Raw genomic sequence first — 21,734 nt, forward strand, 5'->3', positions numbered from 1 at the left:
TCTGCGCGCATGTCCAAGACCAGCCCCGTCGCAGCCCATCTGCCGCCGCTTGCGCCCGAGACCGTCGCGGCGCTCGACCGGCTGCCCGTCGCCGAACTGCCGCAGGGCAGCGTGCTGTTCCGCCCCGGCGATCCGGTGCAGGGGTTCGTCATCGTGCTCTCGGGGCGGGTCGAGGTTTTCCTGACCGGCCCCAGCGGGCGCGAGATCCTGCTCTATGCGGTCGAGCCCGGGCAGAGCTGCGTGCAATCCACGCTGGGGCTGCTCGGCGACGAGACCTATTCCGGCGAGGCGGTCACCCGCCGCGCCTGCCGGCTGGTGATGATCCCACGCGCGCTGTTCCTGCGGCTCATGGAGAGCGACGCGGCGTTTCGCAGCTTTGTCTTCCGCGCCTTCGCAGAGCGCATGCAAAACATGATGCATCTGCTTGAAAAGGTGGCGTTTCAGCGGGTCGAATGCCGGCTGGCGCAGGCGCTTCTCGACGGCGCGACCGATGGCACATTACGCGCCACCCACGCAGAGATCGCCACCACGATCGGCTCCGCCCGCGAGGTGGTCTCGCGCCGGCTCGACGCGCTGGCGCGGCGCGGCATCGTGGCGCTCGACCGGGGGGCTGTGCGGCTTCTCGACATGGACACGCTGCGCAGCCTGGCCGAGACCAGCACCGGGTGAGCGCGCAACACCGACCCTTTCAGCGGTCGATTCCGCCGCGCGACCCTGTTAGGAAGGCCGGAAAAGGACGTATTACATGGTCACGCTCGACATCTTCTCCGATCCGATCTGCCCCTGGTGCTATATCGGCAAGGCCTATCTCGACCGCGCCTTGCAGGACGCCCCGGACCACCCGTTCACTCTGCGCTGGCGGACCTTCATGCTGAACCCGCAGATGCCCGCCGAAGGCATGGAGCGGCGCGCCTATCTCGAAGGCAAGTTCGGCGGCAAGGAGGGTGCGGTGGAGGCCTATATGCCGGTGGCCGAGCACGCCGCGCAGGCCGGGGTGGAGATCAATCTCGACGCCATCGAACGCACGCCCTCGACGCTGGACGCGCAGCGGCTGATCCACTGGGCGGGGATCGAAGGCGTGCAGACGCCGGTGGTCTCGGCACTGTTCCGCGCCTATTTCGTCGAAGGCCGCGATATCGGCAGCCGCGAGGTTCTGGGCGATATCGCCGATAGCTGCGGGCTGGATGCCAGCCTGATCCTGCGGCTGCTGGCCTCGGATGCCGACCGCAAGGAAGTGGTCGAGATGGACGCGGCGGCGCGCGGCATGGGGGTGACCTCGGTGCCGACCTTCGTGGTTGCCGGCCAGCACGCGGTGCCCGGCGCGCAGCCCTCGGATCTCTGGGCGCGGGTCATCGCCGAACTGAAGGACGGCGGCGCGCAGGCGGCGGCGCTGGCCTGAGCCGGGCGCGGCGGGCATGAAACGGCTGCGCATTCTGACGCTCGTGGCGACGGTGCTGGGCATCATCGCCATCGGCACGGTGTATTTCCACCTCGTCGAGGGGTGGAGCTGGCTCGACTCTTATTTCTTCACCGTGGTGACGCTTTCGACCGTGGGCTATGGCAACCACATCCCGGTGACAGTGGCGGGCAAGATCGGCACCACCGTCTTTATTCTGCTCGGGCTCGGCATCTTTGCCGTCGCGGTGCAGCAGTTCGGCCTCTTCGCCATGCGCAAGCGCGAGGAGCACACCGAGTGGCTGATCGCCAAACTCGGCAGAGAGGCGGCGAACGAGGACACGCCGGAACCAGAACCGGACGCACACAAACGACCCGACACCGCAGAGTGATCCGGGCCAGCCATGCGCATGGCGCATGGCGGACTTCCGCCGGGCACGGGTCGAAACACGCTTGTGTTGCGGAACCGATTTCCGATAGCCCGGTTGGTAGCGATAAATCGCTTTCCCAAATCCCTGCGACATACCGTGCCGGCGGGGCCGTTTCACCGAGGTTGCAGATTTCATGCGTTCAGGTCCAGGACGAGTTGAGTTCATCGCGCTGCTGGCGATGCTGTTTGCCACCATTGCGTTTTCCATCGACGCCATGCTGCCCGCACTGCCCGAGATCGGGCAGGAACTGACACCCGACGACATCAACCGCGCGCAGCTGGTGATCACCAGCTTCGTCCTGGGAATGGGGCTGGGCACGCTGTTCACCGGCCCGCTCTCCGACACGTTCGGACGCAAGCCGGTGATCCTGGGCGGCGCGGCGCTCTATATTGCCATGTCGCTGGTCGCGGCGCAGGAGGATACGCTCGAGCTGCTTTTGCTGTCGCGGCTCTTGCAGGGGCTCGGCGCCGCCGGACCCCGCGTGGTGGCGCTCGCCATCGTGCGCGATCTGCATGCCGGCCGGGACATGGCACGGATCATGTCCTTCGTGATGATGGTCTTCACGCTGTTTCCCGCGCTTGCACCCTCCATCGGCGCGGTGATCATCGAAATGTCGAGCTGGCGCGGGATCTTTATCGCCTTCGTGATCTTTGCCTCGTTCTCGTCGCTCTGGCTGATGATCCGCCTGCCCGAAACCCTGCCGCGCGAGCACCGCCGGCCGTTTCGCTTCGCGGCAATCTGGGCCGCGATCCGCGAACTTCTGGGCCACCCGATCGTGCGGATTTCCATTGCGGTGCAATCGCTGGTCATGGCGATGCTGTTCTCGATGATTTCCAACGTGCAGCAGATCTACGATATCAGCTTCGGCCGGGGCGAGAGCTTTCCGATCTGGTTCGGCGCCATCGCGGTACTGGCGGCCAGCGGCAGCGTGCTCAACGCCACCCTGGTCATGCGGCTGGGCATGCGTTTTCTGATCACCGCGATGCTCACGGTTCAGGTCGTCACTTCGGGCGCGGCGCTTCTGCTCTTTGCCGGCGGCGTCTCCGGCGAAATCGGCTTTGCCGTCTTCCTGCTCTGGCAGTTCACGCTGTTCTTCCAGATGGGGCTGATCGTGGGCAATGTGAACGCGCTGGCCATGGAACCGGTGGGCCATATCGCCGGGCTGGCTGCCTCGATCATCGGCTCGGTCTCTACCGTCCTGGCGGTGCTGATCGCCGTGCCTAACGCGCTGATGTTCGACGGCACCCCGATCCCGCTGGCCTCCGGCATCTTTGTCGAGGCGGTTCTGGCGCTGCTGCTGATGCGCTGGCTGGCCCGGATCGAAGCGGCTCAGCCCGCCTGACATTGCTCCGTCCGGATCGTCCGCGCGCGAAGCCGATATGACGCGAAATTCACCGCCCGGCCCTGTCCCTCCGGATGGGCGCAGGGCTTTTCATGGCAAAGTCGTGACAATTTGGTATACAAAGGCATACACACCTTTTCGCGCTGCGGTTTCTGCGCTACAGCATAAGCATCCGCTGCAATCTGCCATGAAAGGTGCACCGCATGTCGAAGATCAAGGTCGAGAACCCGATCGTCGAGATGGACGGGGACGAGATGACCCGTATCATCTGGGATTTCATCAAGAAAAAGCTGATCCTGCCCTATCTGGACATCGACCTGCTTTACTACGATCTCGGCATCGAGAGCCGCGACGAGACCAATGACCAGATCACCATCGACGCCGCCGAAAAGACCAAGGAGGTGGGTGTCGCGGTGAAATGCGCCACGATCACCCCCGACGAGGCGCGGGTCGAGGAGTTCGGCCTCAAGAAGATGTGGAAATCGCCCAACGGCACGATCCGCAACATTCTCGGCGGCGTGGTGTTCCGCCAACCGATCATCTGCAAGAACGTGCCCCGCCTGGTGCCCGGCTGGACCAGGCCCATCGTGATCGGCCGCCACGCCTTTGGCGACCAGTACAAGGCCACCGACATGAAATTCCCCGGTGCCGGCACGCTGACGATGAAATTCGTCGGCGACGATGGCACGGTGATCGAGGAAGAGGTCTACAAGGCGCCGTCTTCGGGCGTCTACATGGGGATGTACAATCTCGACGAGTCCATCGCCGATTTCGCCCGCGCCTCGATGAACTATGCACTGGATCTGGGCTGGCCGCTCTACCTGTCGACCAAGAACACCATCCTCAAGCAATACGATGGCCAGTTCCTGCTGACCTTCCAGAAGATCTTTGACGAGGAATTCGCCGACAAGTTCAAGGCCAAGGGCATCTGGTACGAACACCGGCTGATCGACGACATGGTCGCCTGCTGCATGAAGTGGAATGGCGGCTTTGTATGGGCCTGCAAGAACTACGATGGCGACGTGCAATCCGACACCGTGGCGCAGGGCTTCGGCTCGCTCGGGCTGATGACCTCGCAGCTGATGACGCCGGACGGCAAGATCGTCGAAGCCGAGGCGGCGCATGGCACTGTGACGCGGCATTATCGCCAGCATCAGGAGGGCAAGTCGACTTCGACCAACTCCATCGCCTCGATCTTCGCCTGGACCGGCGGGCTCAAGCACCGCGCGAAGCTCGACGGCAACGAGGCACTGATGACTTTCGCCACGACGCTGGAAAAGGTCATCGTCGACACCGTGGAAGCGGGCTGGATGACCAAGGATCTGGCGCTGCTGGTGGGACCGGATCAGAAATGGCTGACCACCATGGGCTTCCTCGAAAAGATCGACGAGAACCTGAACAAGGCGCTGGCCGGCTGAGCCGGCGGCAAATTCCTTCGAAGGAATTTGCAAAAGTCTTCGAAGACTTTTGTGCCGGGCGGCAGCCAGAGACGCATGCCCGGCACAAATTCAGGGGGGCGGGGTTTGCCCCGCTTACCATCTTGTGAGCACCGCAAACGCGGCGCCCGCATAGGACGTCGGGTCACAGCGCAAACGCGCTTGACCGGTCCGCGTGCCCGCGTCATGGCTCATGACATGCTGCTTCTCGACAATCCCCCGCCGGATCGGCACACGCTCTGGGAGGACATCCAGGCCATCGTCACCGGCACCACGCTGGTGGCGCTGTCGATCCAGTTCCTGCGCGCCTCCGAGCTCTTCACCGGCCAGATCGCCGGCCTGTCGCTGGTGCTCTCCTATCCGACCGGCCTGCCCTTCGGCGCGATCTTCTTCATCCTCAATCTGCCCTTCTACCTGCTGGCGATCCGCCAGCTCGGCTGGCGATTCACCATCAAGAGCTTCCTGTCGGTGGCACTGATGGCCAGCATCGCCGAAAGCCTGCCGCTGGTGCTGACGATCAACCATCTGCACCCGGCGCTCGGCGCGGGGCTCTCGGGCATGCTAGCGGGGGTCGGTCTGCTGCTGCTGTTCCGGCACGGTGCCACGCTCGGCGGTGTCGGCATCGTGGCGCTCTGGGCGCAGGACACGCGCGGCATCAAGGCCGGGCATGTGCAGCTTGGCTTCGATCTCTGCGTCTTCGCGCTGGCGCTGTTCCTCTTCGACTGGGAACAGGTGCTCTGGTCGCTCTTCGGCGCGGTGGTGCTGAACCTGCTGATCACCGTGAACCACCGCCGCGACCGCTATATCGCGCGGTCCTGAATGGCGCGCCGCCCCCGTGGGGAACCGGGGACGGCGCGACCCCGGGGTCAGCCCTCTTCGGGCAGCGACCCCAGTTCCCGGGCGTCCGCGACCTCTTCCTCGCTCAGAAGACCGTCGCCATCGGAATCCATGGACATGAACCCGTCGGTCGAAACCTCGGGCCAGACCGCCTGCACCTCGCTCACCGTCAGCATGCCGTCACCGTTCACATCCGCCTCTTCGGCCGCAAAGGCCGGCAGCGCGGCGGTTGCGGCAGTGGCGGCGAAAGCGACGGCGGTCAGGATCTGCTTGGTCATGTGAGTACTCCCTTCAGGGTCGTGGTTGATGACGAAAGCGCCACTCCCGGCGGCTTTCACAAGGTAAGAGGCGCGAGCGGCCGTTTGCGTTCCCGCGTTTCGCACCCCGCCCCGAAACGCGCGGCCCCCCGCCGAAACCGGCCCGCCGGCTGCGCGGCGCATCGCCCAAACAAGGCAGGGGAAAGCCGCTCGGCGGGATTCCCCCCTCTGGCCGGGGATTTTCCCGCCGTCATAGTGCCTTGCATGGATATGACCCGTGACACGCTCAGCCGGCTGCGCGCCCGCGCCCGCCGCCTGAGCCCCTGCTCCGCCGAGGCGGAGGATCTCGTCCAGGACGCGCTCCTGGGCTATCTCGAACGATCAGAACACGGCGCCGAGATCGCGGCGCCGCTGCCCTACATGATGACCGCCCTGCGCCACGGCGCCCAGGCGCAGCGACGCCGGGCAGAGCGTCTTTCGCCGCTCGACAGCGCTGCCGAGCCGCAGACCGGGGATGCCGAACTGCCCTGCTTCACTGCCGAGGTGCTGCGCGCCGTCGAGCGGCTGCCGGAGGCCGACCGCGCCCTGCTCCGCCGGGTGATCGCGGGCGAGACGCAGCCGGCGGCCCTGGCGCGCGCCATGGGGCTGCCGCCGGGCACGGTGATGTCGCGGCTCGCCCGCGCCCGCCGCCGCCTGCGCGCCGCGGTTGGAGAAGACACACCGTAGGGTGGGTTTCCAACCCACCTCCCAAAACGCAAGAAGCGCGCCGCAAACCCGGCGCGCTTCCCCGCAATCACATTCCGCGCCCGACCGGGCGCGCCGCCTCAGAGCGAGGCCTGATAGATCTTGTCGATATTGCTGCCGAGCAGACCGTTGAAGTCGTCGTCCGACTGCTTCTTCGACAGGCCCTCGGCCAGCGCGCGGCTGAAGGACGCGATCATTTTCGGCTGCTTGGCAAGCTTTTCGCAGGCCACATCGGTCGAATAGCCGCCCGACAGCGCCACAACGCGCACCACGCGCGGATGATCGGCGAGTTCATCGTAAAGACCGTCAACGCTCGGAATGGTCAGCTTCAGCATCACATCGTCGCCCTCGGGCAGCGCGTCGAGCTCCGCCGCGATGGCGGCTTTCAGCATCTCCTCGGCCTCGGATTTGGTGGCTGAGTTGATGTCGACCTCGGGCTCGATGATCGGCACCAGACCGGCGGCAACCACGGTCTTGCCCACTTCGAACTGCTGCGCGACCACCGCCTTGATCCCGGCCTCATTGGCTTCGTGGATCACCGAGCGCTCCTTGGTGCCGAAGATGCCGAAGGTCGCCTTGGCCTCGGCGAGCAGCTCTTCCAGCCCCGGCATCGGCTTCATCAGCTGCACGCCGTCTTCCTTGTCGGCAAGCCCCTTGTCGATCTTCAGGAAAGGCACGACTCCGCGCTTTTCCCAGAGATACTGGGCGGTCGGAATGCCGTCGATCTCGGCGCGCATGGTGCGTTCGAAGAGGATCGCGCCCAGCACCTTGGCGTCGGTGAAGTCCGGCGCGGTGATGATACGGGTGCGCATCTTGTGGATCTCGCCATACATCTCGGCTTCGCCGTTGTATTCGTCTTCTTCCACGCCATAGAGCTTCAGCGCCTTCGGGGTCGATCCGCCCGACTGATCGAGTGCGGCGATAAAGCCCTGGCCCGTCGCCATCTTCTGTTTCTGTTCGTCGAAAACGCTCATGAGGAACCCTCTCTCCCATGCTGAAAATGCCTGTTGCGACAGGCATAAACCAAGGCCACGGGGTTGGATAGGTGGCCGCGCCGGGTTTAACGCTAACGTCCGCCGCTAACGGCGGTCCACCGCCAAGTGGATCCCGTCGCGGGCACGCACGGTGAGAAAGGCCACCGGCTCGGGCACCTTGTCGGGCAGCGCGGTGAGCTTCAGATCGCGCAGGATGAGCGAGAGCATCAGCACCCCCTCGACCATGGCAAAGCCCGCCCCGGTGCAGACGCGCGGCCCGGCGGAAAACGGCATATAGGCCTCGCGCATGCACTGCCGACCATTTTCGGTGCCCCAGCGCGCCGGGTCGAACCCGTCGGGATTGTCCCAGAGCCGTTCGTGCCGGTGCTGATGCCAGGGGCTCAGCACCACCTGCGCGCCCTTCGGCAGATCGCGGTCGCGAAAGCGCTCCGGGCAGGTCGTCTCGCGCACCATCATCGGCACCGGCGGGTAGAGCCGCAGCGCCTCGCGGAACACGTCGCGCGAGAGCTTGAGTTTCGAGATATCGGCGAAATCTGGCGCATCGCCCAGGGCCTGCGCCTCTTCTGCCAGCCGCTCCTGCCACTCCGGATGCGTCGCCACGAGGTAGAGCGCCCAGGCCAGCGCCGAGGCAGAGGTCTCGTGCCCGGCAAGAAAGAAGATCGCCACCTGATCGACCATCTCATCGGTGGAAAACCGCTCGCCGGTTTCCGGGTCGGCGGTCGTCATGATCTTGGTCGCCAGATCGTCGGGCGCGCGGCGCGCCACGATCTCGGCCATGCGCCGTTCGGTCAGCTCGGTGATGAGGCCGCGAATGCGTTTCGCCGCGGCCTTGGTGTCGGCGCGGAAAAATCGCGGCATCCAGCGCGGCAGCGGAAAGAAGGCGGCGAGGTTGAGGATCGGCTGGGTGCGCTGATAGGCGCGGAATTCGTGAAACACCTTCTGCGCCAGCGCATCCTCGATGGGGATGGAAAACAGCGTGCGAAAGATGATGTCGGCGGCAGCGTGAGAGGTCTGCTCCTCGATCTCCACCACCTCGCCCGCGCGCGCACTCAGCCGCGCCAGCGCCGCCTGCGCCGCCTCCCACATGGCCGGATAGGTCTCGCGCAGCCGCCCGCCCTCGAAGGCCGGGTCGATGATCCGCCGCTGGCGCTGCCAGAGCGCGCCATTGGTGAGAAAGACCGAGTCGCCGAGCAGCGGGCGCAGCCCTTCGGAGATGCGTCCGGATTTGGGGAAATCCAGTGGTCGATCCTTCAGCACGGTCTTCACCAGATCCGGCTGGTTGATCAGATAGGAGCGGAAGAAGGGGGTTTTGAACTCCGCCATCCAGGCGCGATAGAGCCGCGCCGGCTGCGCCGAGAGGATGTCCTCGCGGAAGAGCTTCACATAGCGGCGCAGCGACACCTTGTCGGGGCGCGATCTGGGTTTCGGCGGGGTCACGGCGCGACCGACGTGAATTTCGACACCGGCACGTCGATGCGGCTGTTCGAGGGCGGGCGCTCCGCATAGCGCGTGGCGAGGCTGAGCGGCCCGGCGGTGATGCGGAAATAGTCGTAGTCGAGCGGGGCGTCGAAGGCACAGAGATACTGGAAATGCAGCCGGAAGAACCGCCAGCGCAGCGCCTTCCAGCGCGCGGGGCTGAGCGATCTGGTGAACTGCGCCGAGAAGACCAGCGGCCAGCGCTTGCCCGCCGGCGCCACGCCCGAGACCGCCACCGGATCGCAGAGCGCAAAGGCACAGCCGTCGCCCGGCGCCGTGACATCGACCCAGGTCAGTTCGCGGCGCATGGAGAGATAGGCGAGATCGGCGCGCAGCCGGTAGGCGTCGCGCAGGAAGGAGACCATGGGCACCACCTGCCCGAGGCTCAGGAAGGCCAGGCGCGGGCCCCGCGCCGGCACCCGGCCCTGCCGGATGAGATCGGCGAGGATCGACACCGCCAGATGCGCGCCCGAGCTGTGGCCCACCACCAGCACCTCGTCGGCCTCCGAGCGCAGCGCCTCGGCGATGGTGTCGCCGAATGCCGCCATGCGCGCCTCCAGCTCCGGCGGGTTGGCGCCGCGATACTGTGCCGAATAGGCGTAGTCATGCATCAGGTAATAGGCGAAGAGCTTGCCGTCCTTGCGCTTGAACCAGCGCAGCAGCAGCACCGCCACCGTCCCCCATGCCACCGCACCGAGCCCCACCGCGACGACGCCCAGCCAGGGGCGGAGGAGCTGCACCCCGGCATAAACGCCCCACCCCGCCAGCAGCGCCACCAGAAGTTGCAGCAACAGCATACCCACCGGATAGAGCGCCGCGATCACCGGCCCCTTGCGCAGCCGCATGAGCCGCCGCAGCGCGCCGGTGGCGATATATTCCCAGGCGGTGCGGATCAGTTGCAGATAGGTCGCGGGGATCGAGGTCGACATGCTGTCGCGCACGATATCCGACCAGACCAGCACCTCCACATCCGCCTCGACAGCCGCGCCCTCCATTTCCGCCGCGACATGCCAGCCATAGGGGCCCTTTGTGGTCTTGGGTTTCAGCCCGATCCCATACCCGGAAATCTCCGCCTGCGCCGCGCCCTCCTTGCGGTAGAGCTCGCGATAGCGTCTGGGATGAATCGGGTCGTAGCCGGGGATGTAGAACACCCGCCGCCGCGCCACCTCCTGCTCTGCCACGGGATCGTTGCCCATCTCTCTGCCTTCTTTGCCTCGATCCTGTCTTTATACAACACAGACGGCAAGAGTATGGCGCGTATCGGACAGCGGACTGTCTTTCATCTTTCTCCAAATACTCCCGCCGGAGGCACGCCCGAGGGCGCGAATTTTTGAGTATTTCTGGAAAGATGAGGCCCGGATCAGCCCAGTTCCCCCAGCGCGGGGAAGGTTTCCAGCAGCCAGAAGGAGAAGGCGGAGAAGGCGCCCGTGAGCAGCATCAGCCCGACCACGATCAGCAGCCCGCCCATGACCTTTTCAATCAGCGCCATGTGGCGCTTGAGCCGGTTCATGATCCCCATGGCGCGGCTGAGGAACACCGCCGCCAGCAGGAAGGGCAGCCCCAGTCCCGCCGCATAGACCGCCAGCAGCACCGTACCGCGCGCCACCGAGGCCTCGGAGGCGGCCATCGACAGGATCGCGCCGAGCTGCGGGCCAATGCAGGGGGTCCAGCCGAAGGCGAAGGCCAGCCCGAGGATATAGGCGCCGAAGGCGGAGCCGCCGGTCTCGCCGGTCTCGATCCGCGCCTCGCGGTCGAGGAAGGGGATGCGGAAGACATGCAGGAAATGCAGCCCGAAGACAATCACCACCACGCCGGAGATCCGCGCCAGAAGCAGCTGGTTCTGAAGGAAGAACATGCCCAGCCAGGAGGCGGTGAAGCCGAGCAGCACAAAGACCGTCGAGAGCCCCAGCACAAAGAACAGCGCGGCGAGGAAGGCGCGCAGCCGGGCGCGGCCGCCGGCCTCCATCTCGGCAATGCTGACGCCGGACATGAAGGCCAGATAGGGCGGCACGATGGGCAGCACGCAGGGGCTCAGGAACGAGACGATCCCGGCGGCGAGCGCCACGAACATGGCCGGCCAGAGGCTGGCGTCGATGAGGTCGATTCCGAACATATGCCGCTCATAGAAGATAACGGCGCCGCCGTCACGCGGCGCAGGGTCACATCCCCGTGGACAGGCGGCAGCGCCGCGCGTAATTCGGGGCGCATGGAAGAGCTCGATGCCACGGGGCTGCTCTGCCCCCTGCCCGTTCTGAAGACCCGAAAGCGCCTGCTGGCGCTGGCGCCCGGCGCGGTGCTGCGCGTGCGCACGGACGATCCGGTGGCGGTGGTGGACATGCCGCATTTCTGCGCCGAGGCCGGGCATGCGCTGGAGACGCAGCAGGAGGAGGGCAGCGTCACGATCTGGGTGATCCGCCGGGGCGATATGTAGACGCGGGGGACGGTGGGCAGATTGCCCACCCTACGTCGCGTTTCGACGCAAAAAGCCCCGGAGCGGATCCGGGGCTTTTTCGTTCGTCGAGGGCTGGCTCAGCGGCCGATGGACCACCAGCCGCGCCGCTTGGGCTTGTCGTCGCCGTCATCCTCGGCATCGACGGTCTCGGCCACCGGGTCCGGCTCGGCAGGCGTTTCGGCGGTCGGTGCGGGCGCGTCGTCCTGCTCTTCCGCCGGCGCCTCGGGGGCCGGTTCCTCAGTCGGAGCCGGCGCGTCTGCGGCGGTCTCCTCGGCGGAGCTTTCTTCCGCGACCGGCGCTTCGGGAGCATCGGTCTCCGGCGCCGGCGCCTCTTCCTCTGCGACAGGCGCCGCTTCGGGGCTGTCCTCGACCGCCGACCCGGCAACAGGCGCTTCCGAGGCCGGTTCCGGTGCCGGCTCTGCGGCGAGGGGTTCGGCGACGGGCGTCTCTTCGGTGGTCGGAGCTTCGACGGTTTCCGCGACGGGCTCGGCGGGCGCCGCATCTTCAGCGGGAGCCGCCTCGGTGGTTTCTTCGGCAGGTGCCGCTTTCGGGGTCTTCGAGCGCGAGCGCGAGCGTGTCCGTTTCGGCTTGGCCGGGGGCTCGGCCTCCTCGGACGCTGGGGCCGCCTCTTCCGCCGCGGGCGCGGCGTCATCGGCGGTTTCAGCCGGCGCGGGCTCTGCTACGGTCTCGGCGGGCTGATCGGAGGCGTCGTTCGAATCGCCCTCGTCGCCCGAGCCGTTGCCATTGTCCTCGCCATTCTCCTTGTTCTTGGAGCGCGAGCGACGACGACGACGACGGCGTTTCTTGGGCTTGCTGTCCTCGTCCGAGCCGTTTTCGGCCTCGGAGGTCGTGACCTCGCCCGTGGCCTCGTCCTCTTCCTCCTCGTCGGGGATGTCCTCGTCGATCTGATCCATCAGCGAGGTATCGACCGAGACCACCGGCGCCAGCACCTCGGCGACGTTGCGGGTGGCGGTCTTGAATTTCTCCATGGAGAAATCGGGCGAGACCAGATGCATGTCGCCCTCGATCCGCACCGCCATGCCGTAGCGGGCCTCGATCTGCGCCACATGTTCACGCTTCTGGTTCATCAGGTAGTTGGCGATGCCCACCGGGCATTTCACCAGCACCTCGCGCGAGCGGCGGCGGGTGCCCTCCTCCTCGATCTGGCGCAGGATGTTGAGCGCCATATTGTCGTCGGAGCGGATCAGGCCGGTGCCGTGGCAGGCCGGGCACGGCTGTGTCGTCGCCTCGATCATGCCGGGGCGCAAACGCTGGCGCGACATCTCTAGTAGGCCGAAGCCCGAGATCCGGCCCACCTGGATGCGGGCGCGGTCGGTCTTGAGCTTGTCCTTCAGCTTCTTCTCGACGGCGGCGTTGTTCTTGCGCTCTTCCATGTCGATGAAGTCGATCACGATCAGACCGGCCAGGTCGCGCAGGCGGAGCTGGCGGGCCACCTCCTCGGCGGCTTCCAGGTTGGTCTTGAGCGCGGTCTCTTCGATCGAGCCCTCTTTGGTGGCGCGGCCCGAGTTCACGTCGATGGCGACCAGCGCCTCGGTGACGCCGATCACGATATAGCCGCCCGACTTGAGCTGCACCGTCGGGTTGAACATGGAGCTGAGATAGCTCTCGACCTGATAGCGCGCGAAGAGCGGCATCGGGTCGACATAGTGTTTCACGTTCTTGGCGTGGGACGGCATGATCATCTTCATGAAGTCCTTGGCGATGCGGTAGCCCTTTTCGCCTTCCACATGGACTTCGTCGATCTCGCGATTGTAGAGGTCACGGATCGAGCGTTTGATCAGGTCGCCCTCCTCATAGATCTTGGCCGGCGCGATGCTCTTCAGCGTGAGCTCGCGGATCTGTTCCCAGAGCCGTTGGAGATATTCGTAATCGCGCTTGATCTCGGTTTTGGTGCGTTTCGCGCCGGCAGTGCGGATGATCAGGCCCGCGCCCTTGGGCACGTCGATCTCCTGCGCGATCTGCTTGAGCTTGGAACGGTCGGTGGCGTTGGTGATCTTGCGCGAGATGCCGCCGCCCCGGGCGGTGTTGGGCATCAGCACGCAATAGCGGCCCGCGAGCGACAGATAGGTGGTCAGCGCCGCCCCCTTGTTGCCGCGCTCTTCCTTGACGACCTGCACCAGCATGATCTGGCGCACCTTGATGACTTCCTGGATCTTGTATTTCCGCGGGCGCGGCTTGCGCTTGGGGCGGATGTCTTCCTCGGTGTCGTCATCGGCGACGGATTCGATGCTGTCGTCGCGCGGGGCGTCGTCGTCGTTATCGTCGTCGCTGTCGTCTTCGTCGCTCTCGTCCGACTCAGGCGCGGCTGCGGGCGCCTCGTCTTCGACGGGCGCAGCCTCTGCCGCATCGGGTTTCGACGCATCTTCGACCGCGGTGGGCGCCTCATCGGCGCTTTCGGCAGGCTCCGCAACCGGCGCCTCGGCGACCAGCTCCATGGGCGAGAGCCCCTCGGCGGTATCGTCGCCTGTGCTGTCCTCGCTCACCGTGCCATCGCCAAGGTCGATGGTTTCCATCCCCTTGATTTCGGAAACGTCCGCCGAGGTGGTTTTGTCGTCGCTCTTGGCCTTTTCGGCCTTGGACCGCGACCGCGACCGGCGCGACCGCGACCGGGACGAACGCGAAGAGCGCGACTTTTCTTTGTCGGCCTCGTCCTCGTCGTCGGCCTCGGCAGCAAGCGCGGCCTCTTCCTCCATCAGCGCCTGACGGTCGGCAACGGGGATCTGGTAATAATCGGGATGGATTTCCGAGAAGGCGAGGAAACCGTGGCGGTTGCCGCCGTAATCCACAAAGGCCGCCTGGAGCGAAGGCTCCACCCGCGTCACCTTGGCGAGATAGATATTGCCGGCTAGCTGCCGCTTGTTCTCAGATTCGAAGTCGAATTCCTCGACCTTGTTTCCGTCGACCACCACAACGCGGGTTTCTTCCGCGTGGGTGGCGTCGATGAGCATTTTCTTTGCCATGTTGTCCGTCTGCACGGCGCAAGCGCCCCTGCTCCTCCGGGAGGGGGACGAAGAGGTGTTGCGGCGTGGCTTGTCTGGGCGAGTTGCGGCGCGCAGGCACGGGAAGACTGTCTGCCTTCGCCCTGGTGCCTCGTCTGCGTCGCACGCTTCATCGCGGTTCTTCTCCGACGCATGCGCGGGTTAGCCCCGGCTGCGCCTGTTTACGGCCCGTCGCGTCTGTGCGGTGCGGGCGGTCTTCGGGTGGCCTTTCGGCCCGATCGGTCTGCGCCGGGTCCCCGGAAAAAGGACAGCGCCGGTGCAGCGAAACTCTGGTGGCCCCGGATTTCAGGAGGCCTGTCCGACAGCATAAGGGAACGGGTGTGGAAAAGACAATATGCAATGTGAAGGCAGGATGAATATGCCCGCCCTCGCGGCGCAGGCCTGCCTGCGATGCAACCTTGGCCCGATGCGCGCGTTGGCTTGGGAGGGCGCCGCAAACCCGGCGCAGCACATGAACCGCAAAGGAGTACGACATGATCCGCAAGACGGGATCCGCGAACTGGAAAGGCGGCCTCAAGGACGGCACCGGCACGATCTCAACGGAATCGGGCGCTTTGAAGGCGGTGAATTACGGCTTCAACAAGCGCTTTGAGGGCGAGCCGGGCAGCAACCCCGAGGAACTGATCGGCGCCGCGCATGCGAGCTGCTTTTCAATGGCGCTGAGCAAGATCCTCGGCGAGGCAGGATTTACCGCCGACGACATCTCTACCGCCGCCACGGTGTCGCTGGAAAAATCCGGCGACGGGTTCGCGGTGACCAAGAGCCATCTGGAAGTGACCGCCAAGGTGCCGGGCGCCTCGGAAGAAGATTTTGCCAAGGCGGCCAAGACGGCCAAGGAGAACTGCCCGATCTCGCAGCTTCTGAATGCCGAGATCACCATGGACGCATTGCTGGGCTGAGGGACGGCGGGAGGGGGCGCTGCCCCCTTCGCGCGCCGAGGCGCGCTTCACCTCCGGGATATTTTTGGCCAATGGAAACCGAAAGCACGGCGAGGAGCCGTCAGAAGCGCATGGTTTTCAGCGTTTCGAACACGGCGCGCACCGGGGCCGATGCTGCCATATCCGTGTGACAGATCATCCAGACCTCGCGCGTCAGCGGCGGAGCGCCCGGTGCGGCGCGCGTCAAGGCCGGATCGGAGGCGGCGAGGAAATCTGGCAGCATGGCGACACCCGCACCGGCGCGCACCAGGGCGTGCTGCATCTCGATCTGATCCGCCGCCAGCCCCCTGCCCGTGGCCAGATCGCCAAGCGCGCTTTGCTGCGGCGCCTCTGCAAGCGCGCCGCCCAGCCGGATATACGCCCAGTCGCTCTCTGCCCTGCCGCTGAGGTAGTCCGGGCACGCGTAGAGGCGGAAGGCGATCTCGCCCAGCTTTACCGCCGTCAGCGCGCCGTGCTCGGGCCGGTGCAGGCGGATCGCGATATCGGCCTCCCGGCGCTCCAGCGAGACGGTGTGGATGTCGCCTGAGATGAAAATATTCAGCTCGGGATGCTGCTTGCGCAGACCGGTGAGCGGCGCGGCCATCAGCGCCGCGGCAAAGGCCGGCGGCGCGCTGATCGTGACATCGCCGCTCACCGTCATCGTCGCGCTGCGGGCGTAGCGCAGCACGCTCTCCGCCTCGCCCTGCATCTGCGCCGAGAGCGCGGCGATGCGTTTGCCCGCCGGCGTCAGCACGAGTCTGCGTCCGCGCCGGTCCACCAGTTTCAGGTTCAGTTCTGCCTCGAGCGCCGCAATTCGGCGCGCGATGGTGGCATGCTCGACCTTCAGATGCCGCGCCGCGCCGGAGAGCGAACCGGCCTCGGCGAAACAGGCGAAATGGCGGAGATCGTCCCAGTTCATGGCCCTGCCGGATAATGTGAATTTATTCCCATATACTGCGGATATTTCGATAATTTACGCACATGTTGCAAACCCTATGATCGCCCACGAAAGTGAGGACGATCAATGGAACAGGCATTCAGACTGGTCACCCCGGGCCGCGACGGGCGTTTGCAGCGCATCGATTGGGAGGCCGGCGCGCCCGGCCCCGGCACGCTGCGCATCCGGCAGGAGCGGATCGGCGTCAATTTCATCGACAGCTATTTCCGCACCGGGCTCTATCCGCTGCCCGAGCCGGCGATTCCCGGCGTCGAGGGCTGCGGCATTGTCGAGGCCGTGGGGGACGGCGTGTCGGGCTTTGCCATTGGCCAGCGCGTCGCCTATTGCGCCCAGCCCGGAGGGTTTGCGACGCAGCGGCTGCTGCCGGCATGGCGGGCGCTGCCGCTGCCCGATGCCATCGGCGCGGAGATCGCCGCCGCTTGGATGCTGCGCGGCATGACGGCGCATATGCTGCTGAGCCGGGTGTATCGGGTAGGGCCGCAAAGCACCGTGCTGATCCAGGCGGCGGCGGGCGGGCTCGGCGGGTTGCTGACGCAATGGGCAAAGGCGCTCGGCGCGACGGTGATCGGCACCGTGAGCACGCCCGAGAAGGCCGAGATCGCGACGCGGCTGGGGGCGGATCACGTCATAACCGGGCGCGATACGGCGCTGGAGCCGGAGATCGAGGCGCTCACCGGCGGTGCGGGGGTGGATTTCGCCATCGACGGGGTCGGCGGCGACCGTCTGCGCCAGAGCATCGCCTGCACCCGCGCGGACGGCACGGTGGCGAGCATCGGCCAGGCGGCGGGCGAGAGCCCGGCCCTCACCGTTGCCGAGATCGCGCCGAGGCGCATGATCCGCTTTGCCCGGCCCAGCATCATGGCCTTCGCCGCCGACCCGGAGGCCTATCGCGCGGCGGGCGCGGCGGTGTTCGAGATGATCGACCGCGGCATCGCGGTGGCGCCGGCGCGGATCTACCCGTTCGCCGAAGCCGCAGAGGCGCTGGCAGCGCTGGAAAGCGGCCAGGGCACCGGGGCGAGCATCCTGACCACCTGAGTGGCGGCGTGAGCCGGGCGCGGCCCCGCCGCCCGGCTCATCCGAAGGATTTCAGCCGTTTGATGAGGCTCGAGGTGTCCCAGCGGCCGCCGCCCATGGCCTGCACATCCTTGTAGAACTGATCGACCAGCGCGGTGACCGGCAGCGCAGCGCCGGTTTCCTCGGCGGTGGCGAGGCAGATCGCCAGATCCTTGCGCATCCAGTCCACCGCGAAACCGTGCTCGAACTTGTCGTCGAGCATGGTCTCGTAGCGGTTGACCATCTGCCACGACCCCGCCGCGCCGCCGCCGATCACCTCGACCACCGCGCGCCCGTCGATGCCCGCCTTTTCGGCAAAGGCCAGCCCTTCGGAGAGCCCCTGCACCAGCCCGGCGATGCAGATCTGGTTGACCATCTTGCATTTCTGCCCGGCGCCGCTGTCGCCGATGCGCTTGCAGAGCTTGGCATAGGCGTCGATCACCGGCTCGGCCATGGCGTAATCGGGCGCATCGCCGCCGCACATCACCACGAGCTGACCGTTTTCCGCCCCCGCCTGCCCGCCCGAGACCGGCGCATCGACAAAGCCGACGCCGTTCTTCTTGGCGACCGCATAAAGCTCCTGCGTGACCATCGAGCTAACCGTGGTGTGATCGACGAAGATCGCGCTCTCGGTCATGCCGGAAAACGCGCCGCTGGCGCCGAGGCAGACCGCGCGCAGATCGTCGTCATTGCCGACGCAGGCCATGACGAACTCCGCGCCCTCGGCGGCCTCGCGCGGGGTCGGCGCCATCTTGCCGCCATGCTCGGCGACCCATTTCTCCGCCTTGGCGGCGGTGCGGTTGTAGACCGTGACCTCATGGCCCGCCGCAGCCATATGGCCCGCCATCGGATAGCCCATCACGCCGAGCCCCAGAAACGCGCATTTCGCCATGGTTCAACCTCCCGTTATCGCTGACGTCCAACCCGTTGTCGCGTCTGCCCCGCCCCTTGGCAAGGGGGCGGCGGCGCGCTAAGCCCCGGAAAACCGGAAACCGCGGAGCATTCTTGATGGCGACACTCTTCCGATGGCTTCTCAGGCTCGCCTCGGCGGCGATCTTTCTGACCGTCATCGTAGTGGCGCTGGTCTATTACCTCGCCTCGCGCTCGCTGCCCGATTACGACAAGGAGCTGGCGGTGGACGGCATCGGCGCCGGGGTCGAGATCGTGCGCGACAATTCCGCGGTGCCGCATATCTTTGCCGAAACCGATGCAGATGCGTTTTTCGGGCTGGGCTATGCCCATGCGCAGGACCGGCTCTGGCAGATGGTGCTGATGCGGCGCACGGTGCAGGGACGCCTGTCGGAGATCTTCGGACGGCGCACGCTCGACACCGACCTGCTGCTGCGCCGGCTCGATCTCTACCCGCTGGCCGTGCGTTCGGTGGCGGCGCAGGATCCGCAGGCGCTGGCGGCGCTGCGCGCCTATGCCGCCGGGGTCAATGCGCGCATCGACGAGATCAATGCCGAGAGCCTCGGGCGCGGTGCGCCGGAGTTTTTCCTGTTCAACGCGCCGGTGGCGCCCTGGCAGCCCGCCGACAGCATCGCGCTGGTCAAGCTCATGGCGCTGCAACTCTCCGGCCAGTTCCGCGACGAAATCCTGCGCGCCCGCACCTCGCTGCTGCTGCCCGATCCGAACCGGCTGGCCGATATCCTGCCCGACGCGCCGGGCAGCGGCACCGCCGCCCTGCCCGACTACGCCAGCCTCTTTCCCGGCAAGACCCTGCCGCGCTACGCCGGCACGCCGCATCCGGAGGGCCCGCTCTCGCCGGTTCCCGAACGCGGCTTTGCCGGCGCCTCCAACGCCTGGGCGGCAGCGCCCGCGCGTTCGGCGGGCGGCGGCACGCTCATGGCCAACGACCCGCATCTGGGCTTTACCGCGCCCTCGACCTGGTATCTGGCGCGGCTGCAACTGGCCCAGGGCGGTGTGATCGGCGGCACCATTCCCGGCGTGCCGGCGGTGATGCTGGGCCGCTCGCAGCGGCTGGCCTGGGGGATCACCTCGTCTTATCTGGACGACCAGGATCTCTATATCGAGGAGCTGAACCCCGACAATCCGCAGGAATATCGCACACCCGACGGCTGGAAGCGCTTCGAGACCCGCCGCACCATCGTCGAGATCAAGGACGAGGCGCCGGTCACCGTCACCCTGCGCTGGACCGACAACGGCCCCGTGCTGCCGAAAAGCCGCTTCGATCTGGAGGCGATCACCCCGCCCGGCCATGTGGTCAGCATGAGCTGGACGGCGCTTTCGGGCGAGGATACGTCCCTCAGCGGCGCGCTGCGGTTGATGCGGGCGGGCAGCGTGGACGAGGCGCTGGACGCGGCACCGCTCTACGTAGCGCCTTCGCAGATGCTGACGGTGATCGACCGCGAGCATATCGGGCTGAAGCTGGTAGGCGCCATGCCGCGCCGCGATGCCGCGCATCAGAGCCAGGGCCGCCTGCCCTCGCCCGGCTGGATCGAGACCAACCGCTGGCAGGGCATGCTGCCCGACGCCTCCAACCCGGTCTGGACCGACCCGGCGGGCGGCATCGTCGGCAACACCAACAACAAGATCATCGACCGGCCCTTCCCGCTGCATGTGAGCTATGACTGGGGCGACAGCCAGCGGGTGATGCGCTGGACCCAGCTCATGCAGGGCCGGCAGGTGCACACCCGCGACAGTTTCATCGAAGCCCAGCTCGACACCGTCTCGCCCGCCGCGCGCACGCTCTTGCCGCTGATCGGGCGCGATCTGTGGTATACCGGAGAGGCCGCCCCCGCCGGCACGCCGGAGCGTCAGCGCCAGCGCGCGCTGGAGCTGCTGGCGAACTGGAACGGCGAGATGAACGAGCATCTGCCCGAGCCGCTGATTTATGCCGCCTGGCTGCGCGCGCTTCAGGAGCGGCTGATCCGCGACGAGCTGGGGCCGCTGGCCGATGCCTTCGACCATGTGGAGCCGCTGTTCATCGAGCGGGTCTATCGCAATGTGGACGGCGCCGGGGTCTGGTGCGACGTGATCCGCTCGGTCGCGGTGGAAAGCTGCTCGGACATCTCGCGCATGGCGCTCGACGACGCGCTGGTCTGGATCGGCGAGCAGTATGGCACGGCGCTGGAAAGCCTGCGCTGGGGCGATGCGCATCAGGCGATGCACAAGCATACGGTGCTGGGCGATATCCCGCTGCTGCGCTATTTCGTCAATATCCGCCAGAGCAGTTCGGGCGGCGATTTCACCCTTGAGCGCGGGCGCACCTCGGGCCGCGATCCCGAGCCCTTCCTCAGCGTGCATGGCGCCACCTATCGCGGCGTCTACGATTTCGCCGATCCCGACAGCTCGGTCTTTATCAATTCCACCGGGCAATCGGGGCATTTCCTGTCGCGCCATTACGACGATCTCGGCACGCTCTGGCGGCGCGGCGAGTATATCCCGATGTCGCTCGATGCCGGGCTGGCGCGGGCGGCCTCGATCGGGGTGACGCAACTGGTTCCGGTCGCGCAATGACCGGCCCTGCCGGCGCCACGCATCTCGACAAGCCCGAGGCGCGGGCGCTCGCCCGCGCGGCGCTGGCGGAGCGGCGGCCCGGGCGCGATTACGGGCTGGGCTGTCTCAAGAACATCGACAAGCCGCTGCGCGCACAGGTCTTTTGCGCGGCCCATCCCGAAGAGCGGCTGACGGTCAAGGTCTTCGCCCCCGCCGGGGCCGAGAAGGCGCGCGCGCAGACGGCGCGGCAGGCAGCTGTGGCCGGCGCCCTGCCCGGTCAGGCGCCGGAGGTGCTGTTCTTCGATGAGGCGCGGCTGGTGCTGGGCATGGCCTATGCGGACGGGCCGAGCCTCGCCGCGCTCTGGCCGCATCTGAGCGCCGATGAGGCCGAGCGGCGGCTGGAAGACGCCGGGCGCTGGCTGGCGGCGCTGCATGATTTGAGCGCCGAGGCGCATCCGTTCCGGCCCAAGGGCCAGATCGCCTGGCTACACCGGCTGCTCGGCTGGCATGCGGAGGGCAAGCGCGCCATCCCCGAGATCGCGGCGTTTCGTGACGCGGTGGCCGCGCTGGAGGCGATGGCCTTGGAACTGCGCGGCAAGCCGGCACGGCGCGCGGTGACCCATCGCGATCTGCACCTGTCGAATCTTGTCGCGACGGACACCGGGCTGGTCGGGCTCGATTTCGAGAATGACAGGCCGGACGAGCCGCTGCGCGATCTGGTGGCGCTGCTCGTCGATGCCATGGCGCAGCCCGGCGCGGCGGGCGATCTCCACCGCAGCGCAAGGGCCCTGAGGCGCGGCTATGGCGAGACCGGAACCGATCAGCAGGTGTCGCTTGTGCTGCAACGGCTCTTTGCGCTGGGGATCTGGGCGGCGACGCCGGACGCACCATCGTTACGACAGAGCGCGCGCCACCTTGCCGCGCGCGCGATCCTGGCCGCCGAAGCGCCGCTCTTCGCCTGA

General features: G+C 66.7%; 20 protein-coding genes. 12 read left to right on the forward strand and 8 right to left on the reverse strand.

The window, feature by feature from the left end; translation table 11 throughout:
• The first annotated feature begins 9 nt into the window (after positions 1–9).
• From I6N89_RS17060 to I6N89_RS17085, 6 genes are all read left to right on the forward strand, one after another.
• Positions 10–669: a Crp/Fnr family transcriptional regulator gene (locus I6N89_RS17060; RefSeq protein ID WP_207019714.1), complete on the forward strand. Its 660-nt coding sequence runs from the start codon at positions 10–12 to the stop codon at positions 667–669.
• Positions 670–745: 76 nt separating this feature from the next.
• Positions 746–1,399, forward strand: coding sequence for a DsbA family oxidoreductase (locus tag I6N89_RS17065; RefSeq protein ID WP_207019715.1), 654 nt, complete (start codon positions 746–748; stop codon positions 1,397–1,399).
• 16 nt (positions 1,400–1,415) lie between these two features.
• Positions 1,416–1,787, forward strand: coding sequence for a potassium channel family protein (locus I6N89_RS17070; protein WP_207019717.1), 372 nt, complete (start codon positions 1,416–1,418; stop codon positions 1,785–1,787).
• A gap of 172 nt (positions 1,788–1,959) precedes the next feature.
• On the forward strand, positions 1,960–3,168 hold the full coding sequence (locus I6N89_RS17075; protein ID WP_207019720.1) for an MFS transporter: 1,209 nt from the start codon (positions 1,960–1,962) through the stop codon (positions 3,166–3,168).
• Between the two features lie 203 nt (positions 3,169–3,371).
• Positions 3,372–4,586, forward strand: a complete 1,215-nt coding sequence (locus tag I6N89_RS17080; protein WP_207019722.1) for an NADP-dependent isocitrate dehydrogenase — start codon at positions 3,372–3,374, stop codon at positions 4,584–4,586.
• Between the two features lie 216 nt (positions 4,587–4,802).
• Entirely contained in the window at positions 4,803–5,423 is a 621-nt protein-coding gene (locus I6N89_RS17085) for a YitT family protein (protein ID WP_207019836.1), read from the forward strand.
• Between the two features lie 47 nt (positions 5,424–5,470).
• Here the strand turns inward: I6N89_RS17085 and I6N89_RS17090 are convergent, their stop codons facing one another.
• Positions 5,471–5,719: a hypothetical protein gene (locus I6N89_RS17090; RefSeq protein WP_207019724.1), complete on the reverse strand. Its 249-nt coding sequence runs from the start codon at positions 5,717–5,719 to the stop codon at positions 5,471–5,473.
• A gap of 243 nt (positions 5,720–5,962) precedes the next feature.
• Between I6N89_RS17090 and I6N89_RS17095 the strand changes: the two genes are divergently transcribed.
• Positions 5,963–6,424, forward strand: coding sequence for an RNA polymerase sigma factor (locus I6N89_RS17095; protein ID WP_207019725.1), 462 nt, complete (start codon positions 5,963–5,965; stop codon positions 6,422–6,424).
• Positions 6,425–6,522: 98 nt separating this feature from the next.
• Here I6N89_RS17095 and I6N89_RS17100 read toward each other — a convergent pair whose 3' ends face one another.
• The 4 genes from I6N89_RS17100 to I6N89_RS17115 all read right to left on the reverse strand — a co-directional run bounded on the left by I6N89_RS17100 (position 6,523) and on the right by I6N89_RS17115 (position 11,026).
• Positions 6,523–7,416: a fructose bisphosphate aldolase gene (locus I6N89_RS17100; RefSeq protein WP_207019727.1), complete on the reverse strand. Its 894-nt coding sequence runs from the start codon at positions 7,414–7,416 to the stop codon at positions 6,523–6,525.
• 105 nt (positions 7,417–7,521) lie between these two features.
• Entirely contained in the window at positions 7,522–8,874 is a 1,353-nt protein-coding gene (locus I6N89_RS17105) for a cytochrome P450 (RefSeq protein ID WP_207019729.1), read from the reverse strand.
• The gene (locus I6N89_RS17110) at positions 8,871–10,109 is read right to left on the reverse strand and encodes a hypothetical protein (RefSeq protein ID WP_207019731.1); all 1,239 of its coding nucleotides are present in this window, start codon (positions 10,107–10,109) and stop codon (positions 8,871–8,873) included. The genes I6N89_RS17105 and I6N89_RS17110 overlap by 4 nt, the downstream gene beginning before the upstream one ends.
• Before the next feature lie 164 nt (positions 10,110–10,273).
• Entirely contained in the window at positions 10,274–11,026 is a 753-nt protein-coding gene (locus tag I6N89_RS17115; RefSeq protein WP_207019733.1) for a cytochrome c biogenesis CcdA family protein, read from the reverse strand.
• Between the two features lie 93 nt (positions 11,027–11,119).
• Here I6N89_RS17115 and I6N89_RS17120 point away from each other — a divergent pair, with 93 nt between their 5' ends.
• Positions 11,120–11,344 carry a sulfurtransferase TusA family protein gene (locus I6N89_RS17120; protein WP_207019735.1) on the forward strand — a complete coding sequence of 75 codons (225 nt, stop codon included), beginning with the start codon at positions 11,120–11,122 and terminating at the stop codon, positions 11,342–11,344.
• Positions 11,345–11,442: 98 nt separating this feature from the next.
• Here I6N89_RS17120 and I6N89_RS17125 read toward each other — a convergent pair whose 3' ends face one another.
• Positions 11,443–14,346, reverse strand: coding sequence for an Rne/Rng family ribonuclease (locus I6N89_RS17125; RefSeq protein ID WP_207019736.1), 2,904 nt, complete (start codon positions 14,344–14,346; stop codon positions 11,443–11,445).
• 512 nt (positions 14,347–14,858) lie between these two features.
• On the opposite strand from I6N89_RS17125, the gene I6N89_RS17130 reads away from it, so the two are divergent.
• Positions 14,859–15,284: an OsmC family protein gene (locus tag I6N89_RS17130; RefSeq protein WP_207019738.1), complete on the forward strand. Its 426-nt coding sequence runs from the start codon at positions 14,859–14,861 to the stop codon at positions 15,282–15,284.
• 100 nt (positions 15,285–15,384) lie between these two features.
• Here I6N89_RS17130 and I6N89_RS17135 read toward each other — a convergent pair whose 3' ends face one another.
• Positions 15,385–16,221: a LysR family transcriptional regulator gene (locus tag I6N89_RS17135; RefSeq protein WP_207019740.1), complete on the reverse strand. Its 837-nt coding sequence runs from the start codon at positions 16,219–16,221 to the stop codon at positions 15,385–15,387.
• A 105-nt stretch (positions 16,222–16,326) separates the two neighbouring features.
• Here I6N89_RS17135 and I6N89_RS17140 point away from each other — a divergent pair, with 105 nt between their 5' ends.
• The gene (locus I6N89_RS17140) at positions 16,327–17,295 is read left to right on the forward strand and encodes a quinone oxidoreductase family protein (protein ID WP_207019742.1); all 969 of its coding nucleotides are present in this window, start codon (positions 16,327–16,329) and stop codon (positions 17,293–17,295) included.
• A 37-nt stretch (positions 17,296–17,332) separates the two neighbouring features.
• Here the strand turns inward: I6N89_RS17140 and I6N89_RS17145 are convergent, their stop codons facing one another.
• On the reverse strand, positions 17,333–18,205 hold the full coding sequence (locus I6N89_RS17145) for an NAD(P)-dependent oxidoreductase (protein WP_076703779.1): 873 nt from the start codon (positions 18,203–18,205) through the stop codon (positions 17,333–17,335).
• Positions 18,206–18,321: 116 nt separating this feature from the next.
• On the opposite strand from I6N89_RS17145, the gene I6N89_RS17150 reads away from it, so the two are divergent.
• On the forward strand, positions 18,322–20,793 hold the full coding sequence (locus I6N89_RS17150; protein WP_207019744.1) for a penicillin acylase family protein: 2,472 nt from the start codon (positions 18,322–18,324) through the stop codon (positions 20,791–20,793).
• Positions 20,790–21,734 carry a phosphotransferase family protein gene (locus I6N89_RS17155; RefSeq protein ID WP_207019746.1) on the forward strand — a complete coding sequence of 315 codons (945 nt, stop codon included), beginning with the start codon at positions 20,790–20,792 and terminating at the stop codon, positions 21,732–21,734. The genes I6N89_RS17150 and I6N89_RS17155 overlap by 4 nt, the downstream gene beginning before the upstream one ends.

The sequence above is a fragment of the Salipiger abyssi genome (genome assembly GCF_017311415.1).
In the GTDB taxonomy this organism is placed as follows: Bacteria; Pseudomonadota; Alphaproteobacteria; order Rhodobacterales; family Rhodobacteraceae; genus Salipiger; species Salipiger abyssi_A.